The sequence below is a fragment of the Lysinibacillus sp. NPDC056959 genome, assembly GCF_042674095.1.
Lineage (GTDB): Bacteria > Bacillota > Bacilli > Bacillales_A > Planococcaceae > Lysinibacillus > Lysinibacillus zambalensis.
In genome coordinates, this window is sequence record NZ_JBHURE010000006.1 from 167445 (window position 1) to 183719 (window position 16275).

Genomic DNA, 16275 nt, shown 5'->3' on the forward strand with positions numbered 1-16275 from the left:
GAAGTTATCATACTTGATGAAATTTTATTAATTCCGACAGAACTTCAATAAGTCTTTTCTTAAGACTTATTGGCTCAATAACTTTAATAGATTTACCGTACGGTAAAAGTAAATAAGGTACATATGTATGTATCATATCTTTTTCAAGAAGAAAAACTGCTTGATTTGAAGTCCGTTCTTGTAAATAATGTCCTAAAAACCAATGTTGGCAAATATCATCCAACGTCCTTTTATTTCCATTAATAACCAAAGAAATAATCCCTTCCTTATCTTCTATAGTCGGAAGGAGGTTTTTCATAAAAAAGTCACGTGCTGAAAAATTTTCAGGCCGGCTAAACTTATTTTCGGTTAGCATTAGACTTTCAATTCGATCTACTCTAAAACTACGGATATCATTCCTAAGATGACAAAATCCAATCACATACCACTTATTATTCCAATAAATAATTCTGTACGGATCAACCAATCTATATTTTGATTGATCTTCGCCACTTTTATGGTAAAGAATTTTTAAAGAGTATCCGTTAGCTACGGCCTGCTCCAACTCCTTCAAGAAAGGTTCCATAGAGAGGGAACTTAATCGACTTATTACTTCAAGACTGGTCAAATGTTGGTTTATCTTTGTTTCCTGCTCTTGATTTGAATATTTGCTTAGCTTTGAAATAGCCCTATTTAGTGCTTCACCACCATAATATCTAGCTTCTTCTGCAAAAACAGCAGCATGATAAAGTGAAGTTTGCTCCTCAAAATCAAAAAAAAGAGGAGCCTCAATAAAATTGTTCAATAAAGTGTATCCACCGTTATGTCCTGGTTCTGAAATTATAGGTACGCCACTTGTTGAAATTGTATCAATATAACGATACACAGTCCTTATATTCATCTCTAACTTTTCCGAAATTTGTTTTGCAGTAATTTTTTCACCTGAACGAAGCATCCATAGAATTGCTAACATATTGTCAATCTTAGGCATATAATTCCACCTCTATATGAAATTTATTTTCTATTATATATTTCCGATTTTTGGTATAACTCATCAACTGTTCTTTTCCGATAGCTTTCTATATAATGAGGCCCTAGACACATTTGTAATTTCACAAATTTGATTTACAGTCATATCTCCTTCTTTATAAAGCTTTACTGCATAATTCATTCCTACATGATTTTTATGGTACTTCTTTAACCGACCTTTAAACTTTCCTTTTTTTTTAGCCAGTTCAATCCCGCCTACGGATAAGATCACGTTCTAATTGGTTTACATCCGCCATAACCGTAATTAAGAATTGGCTGTAGGGATTATCTTCTGATAAATCTAGCCATGTATCTTTTAAGGATTTTAAATTTGCCTTTTTACTCCATATATTATCGATTATAATTATTTCAAATAAATCTTGTGTACTACGAGTAATCCGAGTTAAGTCCGTAACATAAATGATGTCACCTTCTTGTATATTCTCTAACATTTTTTGAAGTTGCTCACGATCTTTTGTTGCTCCGGAAAGTAAAGGAGAAGCCATGAATGGACTGGCAAGAGCTATTTTCTTTGGAAAACAAGAGAGCTTAGGGAACGAACCATACAGCATCAATTGCAAAGAGCCAGTGCTTTAAACATAATTATCAATGCCATTAGTATTTGGAATACCTTACATCTAACAAAAGCACTTGAATATCAAAAACAGTCAGATAGTTTAAATGAAGAATTATTGCACAATATGTCACATCTAGGTTGGGAACATATTAATTTACTTGGAGGATACCTTTTAATTCAGAAAAAATGGTCTCGTTAGATTCTTTAAGACCATTGAAACTTTCTTAACGTTGTTAATAATGGGGGAATCGGCTTGAAAATGGGCTTAGCGTTGTAAATCCGCATTTTCCTGACGGTACCCCTGATAGACCAATACTTAAGAATTACATAATAATCTATAAAAACCCTTCCAACGATTAAAGTTAGAAGGGCTTTCATGTTGTTTAGCTCATGATTTTTGTAGTGCTAGTTGCACTTGTGCTAAGCGATCAACAGCTTCTTGCAACATTTCTTTCGGTTGTACTAACGCTAAACGTAAATAGCCTTGTCCAGCCGAGCCAAATACTGTACCAGGAACTGTCACGATGCCAGCTTGTTCAATTAGTTTAAAGGCTAGCTCTGTACAGTCAATATCGTACGGATATTTTGCCCAGACGAACATGCCACCTTCAGAAGGAGCGGCATCCCATCCTAAAGTATGTAAGCCATTCATTAATGTTTTATGGCGCTCAGAGAAAGTTGCGCGTAGGTCTGCAGTAATTTCCTCTGCATTATCAAGTGCTACGACGGCAGCATCTTGAATTGGTTCGAAAATACCGAAATCTAAATTTGATTTTAATTGTTTTAAAATCGAAATCATCTCAGCGTTACCCGTGATATAAGCGATACGTGTACCAGCAAGGCTAAAGCTTTTCGATAATGAGTTAATTTCCATCCCAACTTCTTTTGCGCCAGGAGTGGCTAGGAAGCTAATTGGGCCATCACCAGTAAAGTAGAACTCAGAGTATGCCGCATCATGTAGAACGATAATGTTGTATTTTTTTGCAAAGGCAATGATTTTTTCAAAATAAGCGATTGAAGGCATTGCAGGTACAGGATTACCTGGTAAGTTTAAAATTAATAGTTTTGCTTTTTGCGCAATCTCTTCGGGAACAGCATCTAGGTCTGGTAAATAATCGTTGTCAGCTGTTTGAGGCATATAGTAAGGTGTTGCGCCTGCTAGGTGAATTCCTGCATCATAGGCTACGTAAGCTGGGTTTGTAGATAGTACGATATCGCCTGGATCACAAAAGGCGATTGGTAAATGCACTAATCCCTCTTGAGAGCCGATCGTTTGAATGATTTCAGAAGCGGGATCTAAATCTACATTACTACGACGTTTATAGTAGCGACTAACGGCTTCATAAAAACGTTGCGTGCCTGTTAATGTATAGCCGTAGGATTCTGCTAAACCCGCTCTATACGATAAATGCTCGCGAATTTTAGCATGAGGAGGAAGGTCAGGACTACCTAAGCTTAAATCAATCATTTTCATGCCTTTTGCTTCCTGTTGCTTAGCATGATTTTTTAAATCTCCGAAAATTGCTGGTGTAAATAAAGACATTTTTTTAGATGGTACGATTTTCAAACTAGTACACTCCTTATAGTTGTATAACAGAATAGTAGTTCACATTTTATCATACTAAAGCATATAAAGGGAAAGATATTCTGAAAAAAGAATATATTTTTATAATGGAGAAATTGTATGCGTAGGCTAGCAGGAATAAATTAACTTCTTTCAGCTGAAGTCTCCCATCTTGATAGGTGATGTGATGTAACGAAAAGAATTTTCAGTTATTTTTCAGTGAGTGTGCAAAAACCAGCTGAAATAGAGGAACTCAGTCTAATAACGCCACGTCCTGTGGCATTATCGAAATGACCGACATCGTGTCGGTCCTCGTGCAGGCTTAAACACAAAGCCAATTCCGGACGCAATTATGCCGAGGGATAATTGATCTAATGCTGGAAACAATAATTTTGACGGAAAAAATGTACTGGTTCTGCTATCATAAAATGGAAAGGAGCTGTCAGTCATGGATGTTTATTCTTTGAGTGGTCCAAGTGGAACAGGGAAAAGTACAAGCGCACTAGTTTTCGCCCATAAAATCGGGGTAGAGGCTCTTATTGATGATGGTCTTCTTATTGTAAATGGTGTGAAAGTAGCTGGAATTTCCGCAAAATTTGAGAAAAATACGATTACAGCCGTTCGTCGAGCCATTTTTACAGATGATACACATCGTAATGAAGTAAAAAAAGCACTTGATACATATAAAGTACAGTCGATTTTGCTAATTGGTACGTCCGATAAAATGACTAAAACAATTGCTCGTCAACTTGAGATAGGTCCTATCAATACAAATTACTATGTTGAGGATGTACGTTCTCAAAAAGAAATTGCAAAAGCTCGCTTTATTCGACAGACGCAGGGGAAGCATGTGATGCCAATCCCGTACCGACAAGTCGAACAAAACTTTTTTAAACGACTCGTTCAAAAAGGGAAGGAGATTTTCTCTACAAAGCGTGAAAAAATAGGGGAGACGACGATTGTTCGTCCTGATTTTCAACAAGAGTATATTGAAATTGGTAAGCATGTTTATGTGCAGCTACTAACGTATTGCTGTGTAAAGCAAGATAACGTGCACAAAGTTGAGCACGTACAATTCGTGTTAGGCGACCTAGTACAAGCAACGATTACTTTACAGCTAAAGTTACCTATTACTTATTCCATACCAGATCGATTGTATGCATTACAAAAATCGATACAGGAGGAATTCTACCAGCATTTTGGGTATGAATTAGATGCGATTCATCTTCAAATTAAGTCGGTAGTACAAAAACGAAAATCCTAAAAACAGGTACTCCATTCGCAAGAGGGCGAGCGGAGTACCTGTTTTCTATTTCGATTGACGTGTAAATTGCGGCTGACGTTTTTCTACAAAGGCACGGCAACCTTCTGCAAAATCCTTTCCGACAAACGGTGTTGAGCCTTGCCATAATGAAGGTACACTGTCCACACATTCTTGAACAGATTGTTTCACAGCAAGTAAAGATTCAGGTGACATGCCTGCAACAAGCTTACCCATGCGAATCATGTATTTATTTAAGTCTTTTTCAGTTACTAAATAGTTAAGCATGCCAAGCTTAAAGGCTTCTTCAGCTTTAAACATGCGACCCGTAAATACTAAATCCTTTGTTGTAGAAGGGCCTACTAATTGAACTAAACGTTGTGCAAATTTGTTATTCAACGTGATGCCTAATTTACCAACAGGAATACCGAGCTTTGCTTTTTCAGAGCCGATGCGGATATCACAGGCTAATGCAAGCTCTAAACCAGCACCCATTGCGGGACCATTAATGACGCCAATTGTTGGAATTGGTAAACGCTCAATTGTGGAAATCGTTTTTTCCATATGTACAAACGCTTCTTCGGCTTTTTCAAGAGAAATGGCGTTGAATTCTTTAATATCTGAGCCAGCTGTAAAGTTTTCACCAGAGCCGCGTAAAATCAATACTTTATTTTTCGGATTATCTAATACTTGTAAGGCAATTTTAGCTAATTGATCCCACATATTTGCTGTAAGCGCGTTTTTAGCCTGTGGGCGATGGATCGTAATGATTGCTAGCCCAGCTGTTTCTTGATAAATAATTTTTGCGTCTTCTGCTTCAAGTCGAGTTGTTTTTACTTGCATACTTGAAAAGCCCCCTACATGTTATAGTTGTTACTCTTATTATATAACACAAACGGACATAAACACTAAATTATACGAATTTTCATGTAAATCAGCCTAGTTATACAAGAATAGAGGTATAGTAAAGAAATTGTATTACAACAAAGTGCGGAAAATTCCTATTGTAAGAAAACAAAAGATGTGGGACACTGCTATAGGATCATTTGTTTCTTCTTTTTGAAAGGAGCATTTGAACACTGGAAGCAGGATAGTGTATGAATACTACAGATTATCCGACATTACAATTTATATAAATGAATTATAAACTGACGCCCCCAAAATATAGTAAACTTAAATAAAACACGCACAGTTAATAAGGAGGTCGCAAGATGGTCACACTAGTGGAAGCATGGAACAGCTATTATTTACTTTTAAACTCTTTGAAGAAAAGTGCTGCTACGAAAAAGCAATACAATATAGATGGGCAGCAATTTTTAGCGTTTGCTCATGAGAATAACTACTTGTATGTAGATCATCATTTAAAAGAATTGTTATTTACATATAGTAATTATATAAAAGAGACCTACGCAAATGTCAACACGTTTAATCATAAAATTGCTACATTGCGGGGATTTGTAGACTTTGTCTTTTTAAGAGAATGGGTGGATCCCTTTGACTATGAGGCTATTTTACAACCCAAAAAGAGACAAAAAGAGGCTTTGACATTGTTGACAAAGAAGCAATTAATCCAAATTGCGAATGTCTGGCCAACTTATTTTCAATACGCTAAAACAATGGAGCATGCTTGGCTAGCAAGACGTAATGGCTGTATTGTTCAACTACTTATGGAAACAGGATGTAAGCCAGCAGAGCTTGTACGTATGAAATGGTCTCATATTCAATTTGACTCATCTGTGGTTTACATTGCTAATCAAAATGGGCGTAGAGAAATAAAGCTGACTTCAATTTTAATGGACATGCTGGCGCACTATAAGGAAGCAACAGAAGAATTACATGAAGAAAAGCTGGGAGAATGGATTTGGGTAAGCGAGGCTAGTCAATCTAAAGCCATCTCAACAAAAACAATTGAGCGAATTTTCCAAACGATTTCAAAGGATATCGGCACAAATGTAAGAGCCACGGATTTGCGCTATACCGTCATGCAAAAGGCATTTCAAAGTGAAAAAACAATCGAAAATATTCAGGGGAAAATGGGCTATGTACGGAAGTGGGTACTCACTGAAAGACAGGAGCGTTTTGAATAAAAATAGATCGTTTTTCGTCTTTATTGGATTGTGATTAAGCGTGTATAAATAACAATTGAAAATTTGTGCACGCTTTTATAAATGATTTAATAGTTTTTTAGTATATTTTTTAACTGTTCTATAATGGAGGTTATCATGGATTACTTTAAAAGTAAGGCATTTGAAGATCATAGAAAAAATACATATAGCATATTGGGACAAATACCTTCTGCTAAAAGTCCGGTTGGATGGACTTTTAAGGGTAATTTTAGTATTGGTGGTTTTGAATATTTCGGGTTTGATGAATCATCCGATTTGTTACTTGTCGTATCAAGTAACGGTAGGGGAATACTAGATTTAGCAAGGGCAGAAAAAATATCCCGAGATTATACAGATGACTTTGATTTAGATGAAACATTGTTAATTTGTGAAGGCTTCGACGTTTTAAAAAATAAATCGATTAAATTGGCAAGCAAATATGGTGGGAGCATACTGCCAGTCAGTAATAAATTCGGGGATTGTTACAAAGAGTATCTCCTCTGTACCCTTGTGAAGATATAATTTATCAACCTGCGTTTGAGAACTGTTTGGTCGAAGGACACAATAAAAATTGTGTTCGCATTTATAGAGGTTTTTTGTATTGTTATGGGTTTTCATTCAGTGGCAATTATTTTGTAATTGCAGATGACGGCGGTATTTTATTTTGGGAAAGAAATTATGCCGAGGCATAATTAAAAATGCGGTTTCATCCATTCCTTAATTAGATAATGAATAAATGTACTTAAAATAAGGGAGGGTGATTGTTCAATTAGTGCACTCGCTCTTTTACTAACGGCGCAAGTTAATTGAAGAAAAACGTCTGTTTTATCGTTTAACAAAAGAGATAGACGTACGCGCGAAAATAGATCATACAATTTCATATTAGTTTCGGTCAACCGTATCATAAGTAAGTGAGGTTTTTTTTGAAAAATAGTACAGCACTTCCCAAGATAGTAGAATAAGTGTTTTTTTGTTGTTTGGACGTATAAAAAGAATAAACTATGAGAACAGAATAGTGGTAAAGCAGAGAATAGAAGTTTCTCTGGATAGCAAGGTTCTAAAAAAATTGATTTAAACCAAAGAATTCCGTCAAAATGTCATTGATGATTCGCACTTATTGGAGTGATACGTGAACAATTTATTGGATAATGCGGTTAGACATACACCTCGCCATGGGGAGATTTTTATAGAATGCTATACGCAAAGATATTATCCAAATAATACTTTAGTTAAATTAATGTATTTGACTAAACCTAAATTTCTTCTTCGAATAAGATATATTATTCTAAATTGAAAAGAAGGTGGTATAATGTCAAATCAACGAAATCATAAAGATAGTAATGATGGGTCTAATTCCAAGGAATTACAAAGCGGTGTGGAAAGTAAAAATGAAAAAGTAAGGATTATTGTAAAAAAAGATGGAGAAGAAATTAGGACTGATGCTCCTGTATCGGATAAGTTAAAGGTTGTAATTGTTATAAATAATCAGTTCACTAGTGCACCTAATACCACGCAAATTGCAAGTGGGGCAGGAAGAAATAGTGCAGCTGGTAGTAATGCTGCAATAGATTCCTCGAATACCGATCAACAGCAAAGTGTGGGAGCACAAGGGGTAGCTAGAAACAGCGGTATGAAGGGGAAGCAGACTGAACCCCACGAACAGCATAAAGACTGTGATGGTGACGAAGAAATTGTTATCATCATCAATAATCAGATAAATAAGGGGCAAAAACAGTCGTCAGCTACTCAGGTAGCAAGCGGAAGTGGTTTAGATAGTACGGGAGGAACTAATTCAGCCATAGGAAGTTCTAATACGAAGCAGCAGCATGCGGTTGGTGGAGAAGGTCGTGCAATAAATAAAGGTGAGAATGGTGATCAAGAGGAAAAGTAACAATTCATTGGAAAAGTTAAAAAGGATTAAAATATAATATCTTTGTAAACTAAAAGAGAATTGATCCCATAGCTTATAGATAGTTAAGAATCAGTTTTTTATTTAATCAGATGGATAACGTCTGGGCCATATCATAGTTCTAGTTTTTTAGACTCGGCAGTAATGTTAACCATTGAAAGAATGGGTAGCAAATATTTATTCGTCTTTTTCATAGAATGAATATTCTATAGTTTTTACCTATAGGAAACGTAAATGCTGTTCTGTTCTCTCTCTCTTTTTAGATGATTGTAAAGCAGCGACTAATAGCGAATAGCTGACATGCGTAGGGCCAGAATAATGTATGAGTACATTTGATCGAAAACCTCATTTAGTTACGTTACGGTGAACATCATAAATAAGTGCGTTTTTTTCACAGAAGTCATCAAGAACAGTTATTTTTCCTAACATCCCAAAAGGACTATCCGGTTTGACTAAATATTTTTAATTAATCGCAACTCTTGGCTAACCACTACTACTTGTATTCGGGGGTTTGTAGTTGTTGGACCAAATTTGGCCCGAATTAAAATCCCATTTGGACTCATTATGGAGAAAAGTATCATAAGTAAATAAAGTTTTTTTGAAAAACAGAGAAAGCACCATTCCATTACGTGTGGATGGTGCTGTTTTATGTAAACAGAATTATAAATTTGAACGATCATCAGCTTCACTCCAACTTTTCATTCAATATGTAAACATTGGAATATTATAAAAAAAGAGCCCCTAAAAACATCAAATGTAAGCTGGGGAAAAATTGAATCAACAGTCATAGAAGTTGTTTCTAAATAACAAATACTTCTATTTATTGTGTATGAGAAATATACAAAGGGCTGTCATAAAAGTGAATTTTGTGACAGCCCTTATTCTATCCATGGTTTTCCATAAGAATGGATGTAACTTCATAGAACTCTATAATGACGTAGCGCTCACATTTTAACGAGAATATAAGCTAAGCAAATTTCTACATAGAAAGAGTTTAAGAAAAATTTATTCCTTTTTGGGGTTACAAAACCTCTAAATGGGTTGTGACTTTTTTATGTTTATTTGAAGTCTATAATTATGTTGACAGAATAGGACCGAATATTTAACCTACAAGGCATTTTTTTATAATTCTATTTTCTAGTCGCCTCGTTTCTCTAGATTTTTAACAGTTTTACTTTGGTCAACATCCTTTTGGTTTTTAAAGGTACCCATGAGAAAATCATAGGCTGGGTTCGTAACGCCATACCAGTAATTTTCATTTTTGAAATGATGCCATAAATGAACCTTTTTCATCCAACGCCCCCATGGAGATATTGGCTGAAGGGGACGATGGGCGATATAATGCTTCCACTCATAAAATAATAAAAAGAGCATGATACCTGCAATAAAAGCGTTTGTCATTACTAAGTTAGATGAAAATAAATTAAAAATGGCTGCTGCAATTGCAATGTTTGGCACACTATACCATAAGGGTAAAAATAATAAATGCAATTCATTCGGATTTGTATGGTGGTCATAATGTAAGCGTTTAAGCATTTTTAACAAAAATGCATTCTTTGGCGGTTTCAGATGAAAAAGAAACCTGTGTGTAACATACTCAGCTAAGGAATACATAATCATTCCCAAAATAAAAGCACCCAAAATTCCGATAGAGGTTAAATGTAGAATCATAAATCCAAAACTAATAAGGAATAGACAGGTCATGATTAATATATCAGGATAGAAAAAATATTCTTTAAAATATTTCAACTTCATTTATCACGCGCCTCCAGTATTCTTTATTTTTTTCTATCTTTCCAGAGTGCTAAGCTTTTCGCCATTGTTGTCGTAGATAACCTTTCCGCTTCCATTACATCTCCTTTTAATGCAGCTTTTAATAAGCCGTGGTAAAAGTCGAAAGACAACAGACGATGTTCTTTTACAGAAAAATATCTTTTTGCCATATCCAGATAAATAGAATCGAAGCTATTTAAAATGAGTAAGAAGATTGGATTGACTGCAAGGCCAGCACACCTTTTTTGCAAATTCCAATCAAATGCAGCATAGCTTTCTGCACTATCTTCGAGTTGCTCTAGATTGGCAAGGAGAGCAACCACTTTAGGTTGATTAAACGTGACAGCATCACGAATATAAGTCGGAGCCAAAGAACTTCTTAATTCTAATAAATACATGATAAATTCATCTGTTAAGGTATGATGATTCTCAATAATATTAACAAGTGTCGTTAAATTCCCATTGCGCCAATAATCATTAACAACCGCAGGCATTCTTTTTCTCCCTGTTATCCATCCACCCCTTCCTAAACGTTGAAGTACCTCCCGAATAGTTGGACGACCTACACCGAATTCTTTTGCAAGCTCTCTTTCTGGCGGTAAAGTACTTCCTACAGAATAAACACCAGCCACTATTGATCTAATTAATTCATTCTCAATTTTATCTGAGGAGCGTTCCTTTTCTTTCAAAACCTTGTCCCCTTTACTATGTGGTAATACAACTTAAATAAAGTGGTAATACCAAGAATTATATACTAAGTCTGATTTTTCTGTCAATGATACGTAGGAATTTTATAAATGGACATATCAAACAAGCCGTAAAATACTTAGTAGAATGCAATATAAATTTAAATTATTTGAATCAGACAATTGGTGGAAAGAGGGAAAAGGCATTAAATAAGCCTTCGCTAAGACAAATGAATTTCTCATTTCATAGCTTTGATGTCCATAGTGGTTTTAAAGATAAGGAAAGATATGTGAGAAGTATCCGTAGACAAAATCAACCTAGCAGTTTTAATAAATATGGTTAAAATTAGCTAATCAACATACCAAGTTTGAACCAAAGAATCGTCATGTTCTTCTTAGAACTGACCGAAAATAATAGTCTGAATTATAGAAATTTAACAGATTTCTATAAATAAAAGACGCTAATAATACCTGAATTTTCTTTGCTAATTTAAAATTTTTTTTGCTTACAATATGTTAATTTGACACATCTATTTACAAATTTAATAGGAGTTCGTTCTATTATTAATATAAAAAACCTTTGTGTGTATTTTTATTCACTTATTAGAATAAAAATTAACATCTTGTAAAATGTTACACTAAGTATTTTTTGGTTCAAAAGGGTAAATGAATTAATTTTCATAGCGATTCATTATTAAAAAATATTAAAAAATAAATTGACACTCAATTGTTTATGACTTAATATGAGTCTCAGCATAATAATATAGCTCTTATTAATAACCGTTGAGACGAGGGGTCGAAGATACGGTGGCCAAACAATTTAGTTCATAATGAACTGAATCCAGTGGGCCGAACCTGAGCACAAAATTAACTTTTGTGAACAATAAGAGGAACAGCAGCTGATAGTATTCGAAGCTTTCCTTAAAATTGGGTGAGCTTTTTTTTATGCCCTAAAAATCTATAATTTGTTAGGGGTAGTTAAAATTGTCAGAAAAAGTATTATTCACATCGGAGTCTGTATCGGAAGGACATCCAGATAAAATTGCAGACCAAATCTCAGATGCAGTATTAGACGCAGCATTATCGCAAGATCCGCTATCACGTGTGGCATGTGAAGTATTCACAACTACAAACACAGTAATTGTTGGTGGAGAGATCACTACAAAAGCAGAACTAGATATCGAAAAAATTGCCCGTAATACCCTAATCGGCATTGGTTACACAGATGATAAGTTCGGTATTGATGGTCATAACTGTAATGTACAAGTTTTAGTACACACGCAATCTCCTGATATCGCAATGGGTGTTGATTCTTCAAGCGATACAAAAGAAGTTGGTGCAGGTGACCAAGGTATTATGTTCGGTTTTGCGACTAATGAAACTGAAAACTATATGCCATTAGCAATTGAAATGGCACATATGCTTGTCAAACGTGCAACTGAGTTACGTAAAAATGGTCAATTCAAATGGGCTCGACCAGATATGAAATCACAAGTAACAATTGATTATACGGATAGTATGCAACCTAAAATTGATACTGTTTTAATGTCAATTCAACATGATGATGATTTTGACCGAGTAGAATTCATTGATTACGTTACAGAAAATGTAATTAAAGCTGTTGCGAAGCAATTTGGTATGAATGAAGACTTCCGCATTTTAATTAATCCTACTGGTCGTTTCGTAGTAGGCGGACCACACGGAGATGCAGGTTTAACAGGACGTAAGATTATTGTTGATACTTATGGCGGCGCAGCTCGTCATGGTGGAGGCGCATTCTCTGGTAAAGACTGTACAAAAGTTGATCGTTCAGCGGCTTACGCAGCGCGATACGTTGCAAAAAATATTGTTGCAGCAGGCTTGGCAGATAAATGTGAAATCCAATTATCATATGCAATTGGTGTAAGTGAACCAATTAGTATCGCTTTAGAAACATTTGGTACAGAAAAAGTAGCGAAAGAAGAAATTTCAAAAGCGATTCGTCAATTATTCGACTTAACGCCAAATGGCATTATTAACATGCTAAATCTACGTAAACCACAATATCAACAAGTTGCAGCTTATGGTCACTTTGGACGTAGTGATGTAAACGTAACTTGGGAAAAAATAGACAAAGTTTCAGAATTAGAGCAACTTTTAACAGTTGCTATGGGACAATAATGCAATGCGTGCAAAATCGAGTGGCTACTGAGGAATTTTTAGCCACTCAAGACCGCATGCCATTATTTGAAGCTTTAGTCAATTATACTAAACAAGATGTTACGCCGTTTGATGTACCTGGACATAAAATGGGGCTACATGAAAACCCATTAAAATGGACGCTTGGAGAAATGACATTAAGAATGGACGTAAACTCGATGAAGGAGCTTGATTTATTAAGCCACCCGGAATCGGTTATTAAAGAAGCTCAACAATTAGCTGCACAAGCATTTAATGTAGACTACGCTTACTTTTTAGTAAATGGAACTACTGTAGGAATTTTGGCGATGATTTTAGCGACATGTAAACAGGGCGATACATTGATCGTACCTCGTAACTGCCATAAATCAGTTATGAACGGCATTATATTAAGCGGAGCAAAACCAGTATTTATTCAACCTGAAGTTGATCAACATTTTGGCATTGCACACGGAATTTCAGTTGAAAATGTAAAAGCGGCACTTGCAGAAAATCCACAAGCGAAAGCTTTACTAGTAACGTATCCAACATATTTTGGTTCAATGAATCAACTGCAAGAAATTTGTAAGCTCGCACATGAACAAAATGTAACAGTTATTGTTGATAGTGCACATGGAGCGCATTTAACATTTTTACCTGATGCTAACGATGCGATTAGTGCTGGGGCAGATGCAGTAACAGTCAGTATGCATAAAACTGGGGGTTCATTAACACAAAGTTCGCTTCTATTACTACAAGAAAAACGAATCGATTCGAAGCATTTGCAAAAAGTATTAAATATGCTTCAAACGACGAGTGCGAATTATTTATTAATGAGTTCTTTAGATGTAGCGCGAAGAGAATTAGCGATGTATGGACAACAACGTTATAGCCAATTAAAGTCAATTGTTGATGCAGCAATTGAAGAAATTGAAAAAAATTCACGCTATGAAGTGCTTAAAGCTGATTATGTACAACAAAATTTCAATCAATCCTATGATTGGACGAAACTTGTTGTTCGTGTGAACGATCTCGGTTTAACTGGTTTCGAAGTTTACACAATATTGAAACAACAGTATGGCATTCAATTAGAACTTGCTGAAGGATATGTCATAATGGCAGTCATTAGTCATGTTGATACGAGTGAAACAATCGGTAAATTAGTACATGCGTTAAAAGATATTGAACTTAATCACACAAAAAAAGATGCTATTCAGTCGGCTTATGTGACAGCGAATCAAATTAATAAATTAGCAATGACACCGCAACAGGCGTGTAATGCTGAAACAGAAACAATTTTAATTTATGATGCGGTAGGTCGAATTAGTGCAGATTCATTAATGATTTATCCACCAGGAATACCACTAATTATCCCTGGTGAAGTTATTTCAGAGGAAGTAGTAGAATTATATAACTTCTATTTTCTTAATTTTGGGAATGTTCTGTTCGAAACGAAAGAAGAAAATTATATTACAGTCGTAAGGGAGACAAATAAATGAGCATTGAATTATCAACATTAGGTAGACACGTATTAATTGAATTCTATGGTTGCCCAAGTGAAATTATTGAGCAAAACGCATTAATCGAGCAGTTTATGAATGAAGCTGCTGACTATTCTGGGGCAACAATTGTAGAATCTTGCTTCCATCATTTCAACCCATATGGTGTTTCGGGTGCAGTAATTATTGCTGAATCACATTTAACGATTCATACTTGGCCAGAATACGGATTTGCTTCTGTAGATGTTTACACATGTGGTGACTCAGTAAGTCCTTGGAAGGCAGCAGAATATTTAGAACAAAAACTGCAAGCGAAAAAGACAGAATCATTTGAAGTACCACGTGGAATGGCAGATAAAATTCGCCAATTTGCAGAACAAGAAATTGATACAATTCTAGTGAAACAAGAAGTATTAGAGGACGTGATTTAATGAAATGGTATACAGAACAATGGAGCGATCACTGTAAATTTTCAATCGGATACAACGAAGAAATTCATAGTGAACAATCTCCGTTCCAAAAAATCGATTTTTATAAAAGTGAAGAGTTTGGTACTTTCTTCACGTTAGACGGTTTGATGATGGTTAATGAAAAAGATGAGTTCGTTTATCACGATATGATTACGCACCCAGCATTCGCTACTAACCCAGACATAAAAAAGATATTAATTATCGGTGGTGGTGATGGGGGTACTGCTCGTGAAGTACTACGTTACGAATCAGTAGAAAAAGTAGTAATGGTAGAAATCGATGAGTTAGTATTCCGTTTGAGCCAAAAATATCTTCCAATTACAGCTGCTGGTGTCGAAGAAGATCCACGTATGGAAATGATTTTCGATGATGGCTTAGCTTATGTTCAAAACGCAGCTAATCAGTCATTCGATTTAATATTAGTAGATTCTACTGATCCAATTTCAGTCGGTGAAGGTTTATTTACAACAGCTTTCTATAAAGAATGTTACCGTGTATTAAATGAAAAAGGAATTTTAATTAACCAACATGAATCTCCATACTTTGCCGAGTATGCAGAAAACATGCGCAAAGCACATAAAAAAATTAAAGGTATTTTCCCAATCGCGAGCGTATATCAATTCCATATGCCAACATACCCATCGGGACACTGGCTATTCGGATTTGCTTCAAAAGCATTACATCCAATTAAAGATATTCAAGTAAATGCTTGGGACAAATTTGATCTAAAAACGAAATATTACAATACAGATTTACACGTTGGCGCATTCGCACTTCCTACATTTGTGAAAGAGTCACTTGATCGTGATGAATAAGAGGCTGGGACAGAACTAAATCGTTCCTTTATAAAGCCGAATAAAATCTTGATTAACAAAACAAGATGAATATAAAAACCGAACGATTCCAAAAAACTTTATGAAAGTTTCATTGGATAGTTCGGTTTTTGTTGGGTCTGAAAGAAAATGTTCATAAGGGCGAGGTCATCCTTAGGTAAGAAATTAATAAAGGGTTACTCTACTGGAAGTGACCCAAAGTATAACTATAAGATTCTATTTGAACTTATCTAGTTTCTTAACTTTCATTGAGGCTACGTCTCCACAATTCTTACAAATAGTCAAAATCATTGGTGAACCTGTAATATTTAGCTTATCGATCCTAGTTCGTACGCTACAGCAAACTAATGAGCAATTTGAAGAGAATAATAAATAAGGTAATCCACAACTTATGACGAATCTCCAAGATTTTAAGAGAATTCATAATCAAAAC

The 16275-nt window shown here is 35.3% G+C and carries 13 protein-coding genes and 3 pseudogenes; 10 read left to right on the forward strand and 6 right to left on the reverse strand.

Annotation, left to right across the window (positions count from 1 at the left end; genetic code table 11):
• Window positions 1–7 precede the first annotated feature (7 nt).
• Both ACFTQ7_RS10010 and ACFTQ7_RS10015 read right to left on the reverse strand, forming a co-directional pair.
• Window positions 8–970 (reverse strand): helix-turn-helix transcriptional regulator, encoded by a 963-nt coding sequence (locus ACFTQ7_RS10010; RefSeq protein ID WP_386828392.1) that lies wholly within the window; start codon window positions 968–970, stop codon window positions 8–10.
• A 63-nt stretch (window positions 971–1033) separates the two neighbouring features.
• Window positions 1034–1499, reverse strand: a pseudogene (locus ACFTQ7_RS10015) (recombinase family protein); the annotation flags it as partial.
• Here ACFTQ7_RS10015 and ACFTQ7_RS10020 point away from each other — a divergent pair.
• A pseudogene (locus ACFTQ7_RS10020) lies at window positions 1498–1813 on the forward strand (Tn3 family transposase); the annotation flags it as partial. The pseudogenes ACFTQ7_RS10015 and ACFTQ7_RS10020 overlap by 2 nt on opposite strands.
• A 160-nt stretch (window positions 1814–1973) precedes the next feature.
• On the opposite strand, the gene ACFTQ7_RS10025 reads toward ACFTQ7_RS10020, so the two are convergent.
• Window positions 1974–3152 carry an aminotransferase class I/II-fold pyridoxal phosphate-dependent enzyme gene (locus ACFTQ7_RS10025; protein WP_386828393.1) on the reverse strand — a complete coding sequence of 393 codons (1179 nt, stop codon included), beginning with the start codon at window positions 3150–3152 and terminating at the stop codon, window positions 1974–1976.
• Between the two features lie 445 nt (window positions 3153–3597).
• Here ACFTQ7_RS10025 and ACFTQ7_RS10030 point away from each other — a divergent pair, with 445 nt between their 5' ends.
• Entirely contained in the window at window positions 3598–4413 is an 816-nt protein-coding gene (locus ACFTQ7_RS10030; protein WP_386828394.1) for a hypothetical protein, read from the forward strand.
• Between the two features lie 45 nt (window positions 4414–4458).
• Here ACFTQ7_RS10030 and ACFTQ7_RS10035 read toward each other — a convergent pair whose 3' ends face one another.
• Complete coding sequence (locus ACFTQ7_RS10035) at window positions 4459–5253, reverse strand: enoyl-CoA hydratase/isomerase family protein (RefSeq protein WP_386828395.1); 795 nt, start codon at window positions 5251–5253, stop codon at window positions 4459–4461.
• A gap of 368 nt (window positions 5254–5621) precedes the next feature.
• Here ACFTQ7_RS10035 and ACFTQ7_RS10040 point away from each other — a divergent pair, with 368 nt between their 5' ends.
• From ACFTQ7_RS10040 to ACFTQ7_RS10050, 3 genes are all read left to right on the forward strand, one after another.
• A complete protein-coding gene (locus ACFTQ7_RS10040) occupies window positions 5622–6497 on the forward strand; it encodes a tyrosine-type recombinase/integrase (protein WP_386828396.1) in 876 nt (291 codons plus the stop codon).
• Between the two features lie 135 nt (window positions 6498–6632).
• Complete coding sequence (locus ACFTQ7_RS10045; protein ID WP_386828397.1) at window positions 6633–7037, forward strand: hypothetical protein; 405 nt, start codon at window positions 6633–6635, stop codon at window positions 7035–7037.
• Between the two features lie 853 nt (window positions 7038–7890).
• Window positions 7891–8406 (forward strand): hypothetical protein, encoded by a 516-nt coding sequence (locus ACFTQ7_RS10050; protein ID WP_483869435.1) that lies wholly within the window; start codon window positions 7891–7893, stop codon window positions 8404–8406.
• Window positions 8407–9561: 1155 nt separating this feature from the next.
• Here the strand turns inward: ACFTQ7_RS10050 and ACFTQ7_RS10055 are convergent.
• Together ACFTQ7_RS10055 and ACFTQ7_RS10060 are read right to left on the reverse strand one after the other, a co-directional pair.
• Entirely contained in the window at window positions 9562–10179 is a 618-nt protein-coding gene (locus ACFTQ7_RS10055) for a sterol desaturase family protein (protein WP_386828399.1), read from the reverse strand.
• Between the two features lie 23 nt (window positions 10180–10202).
• Window positions 10203–10886, reverse strand: coding sequence for a GntR family transcriptional regulator (locus ACFTQ7_RS10060; protein WP_386828400.1), 684 nt, complete (start codon window positions 10884–10886; stop codon window positions 10203–10205).
• Between the two features lie 179 nt (window positions 10887–11065).
• Between ACFTQ7_RS10060 and ACFTQ7_RS10065 the strand changes: the two are divergent.
• The 5 genes and pseudogenes from ACFTQ7_RS10065 to speE form a co-directional block, all read left to right on the forward strand.
• Window positions 11066–11185, forward strand: a pseudogene (locus tag ACFTQ7_RS10065) (radical SAM protein); the annotation flags it as partial.
• A gap of 682 nt (window positions 11186–11867) precedes the next feature.
• A complete protein-coding gene (gene metK, locus ACFTQ7_RS10070; protein WP_386828401.1) occupies window positions 11868–13043 on the forward strand; it encodes a methionine adenosyltransferase in 1176 nt (391 codons plus the stop codon).
• The gene (locus ACFTQ7_RS10075; RefSeq protein ID WP_386828402.1) at window positions 13043–14539 is read left to right on the forward strand and encodes an aminotransferase class I/II-fold pyridoxal phosphate-dependent enzyme; all 1497 of its coding nucleotides are present in this window, start codon (window positions 13043–13045) and stop codon (window positions 14537–14539) included. The genes metK and ACFTQ7_RS10075 overlap by 1 nt, the downstream gene beginning before the upstream one ends.
• A complete protein-coding gene (speD, locus tag ACFTQ7_RS10080) occupies window positions 14536–14970 on the forward strand; it encodes an adenosylmethionine decarboxylase (RefSeq protein WP_082172725.1) in 435 nt (144 codons plus the stop codon). The genes ACFTQ7_RS10075 and speD overlap by 4 nt, the downstream gene beginning before the upstream one ends.
• Entirely contained in the window at window positions 14970–15824 is an 855-nt protein-coding gene (gene speE, locus ACFTQ7_RS10085; protein WP_386828403.1) for a polyamine aminopropyltransferase, read from the forward strand. The genes speD and speE overlap by 1 nt, the downstream gene beginning before the upstream one ends.
• Window positions 15825–16275 lie beyond the last annotated feature (451 nt).

Excerpts from the sequence above, each read along its gene's own strand:
- ACFTQ7_RS10010 (WP_386828392.1), bottom strand. The coding sequence starts at position 970 with ATGCCTAAGATTGACAATATGTTAGCAATTCTATGGATGCTTCGTTCA.
- ACFTQ7_RS10030 (WP_386828394.1), top strand. The coding sequence starts at position 3,598 with ATGGATGTTTATTCTTTGAGTGGTCCAAGTGGAACAGGGAAAAGTACA.
- ACFTQ7_RS10035 (WP_386828395.1), bottom strand. The coding sequence starts at position 5,253 with ATGCAAGTAAAAACAACTCGACTTGAAGCAGAAGACGCAAAAATTATT.
- ACFTQ7_RS10040 (WP_386828396.1), top strand. The coding sequence starts at position 5,622 with ATGGTCACACTAGTGGAAGCATGGAACAGCTATTATTTACTTTTAAAC.
- ACFTQ7_RS10045 (WP_386828397.1), top strand. The coding sequence starts at position 6,633 with ATGGATTACTTTAAAAGTAAGGCATTTGAAGATCATAGAAAAAATACA.
- ACFTQ7_RS10055 (WP_386828399.1), bottom strand. The coding sequence starts at position 10,179 with ATGAAGTTGAAATATTTTAAAGAATATTTTTTCTATCCTGATATATTA.
- ACFTQ7_RS10075 (WP_386828402.1), top strand. The coding sequence starts at position 13,043 with ATGCAATGCGTGCAAAATCGAGTGGCTACTGAGGAATTTTTAGCCACT.
- speD (WP_082172725.1), top strand. The coding sequence starts at position 14,536 with ATGAGCATTGAATTATCAACATTAGGTAGACACGTATTAATTGAATTC.
- speE (WP_386828403.1), top strand. The coding sequence starts at position 14,970 with ATGAAATGGTATACAGAACAATGGAGCGATCACTGTAAATTTTCAATC.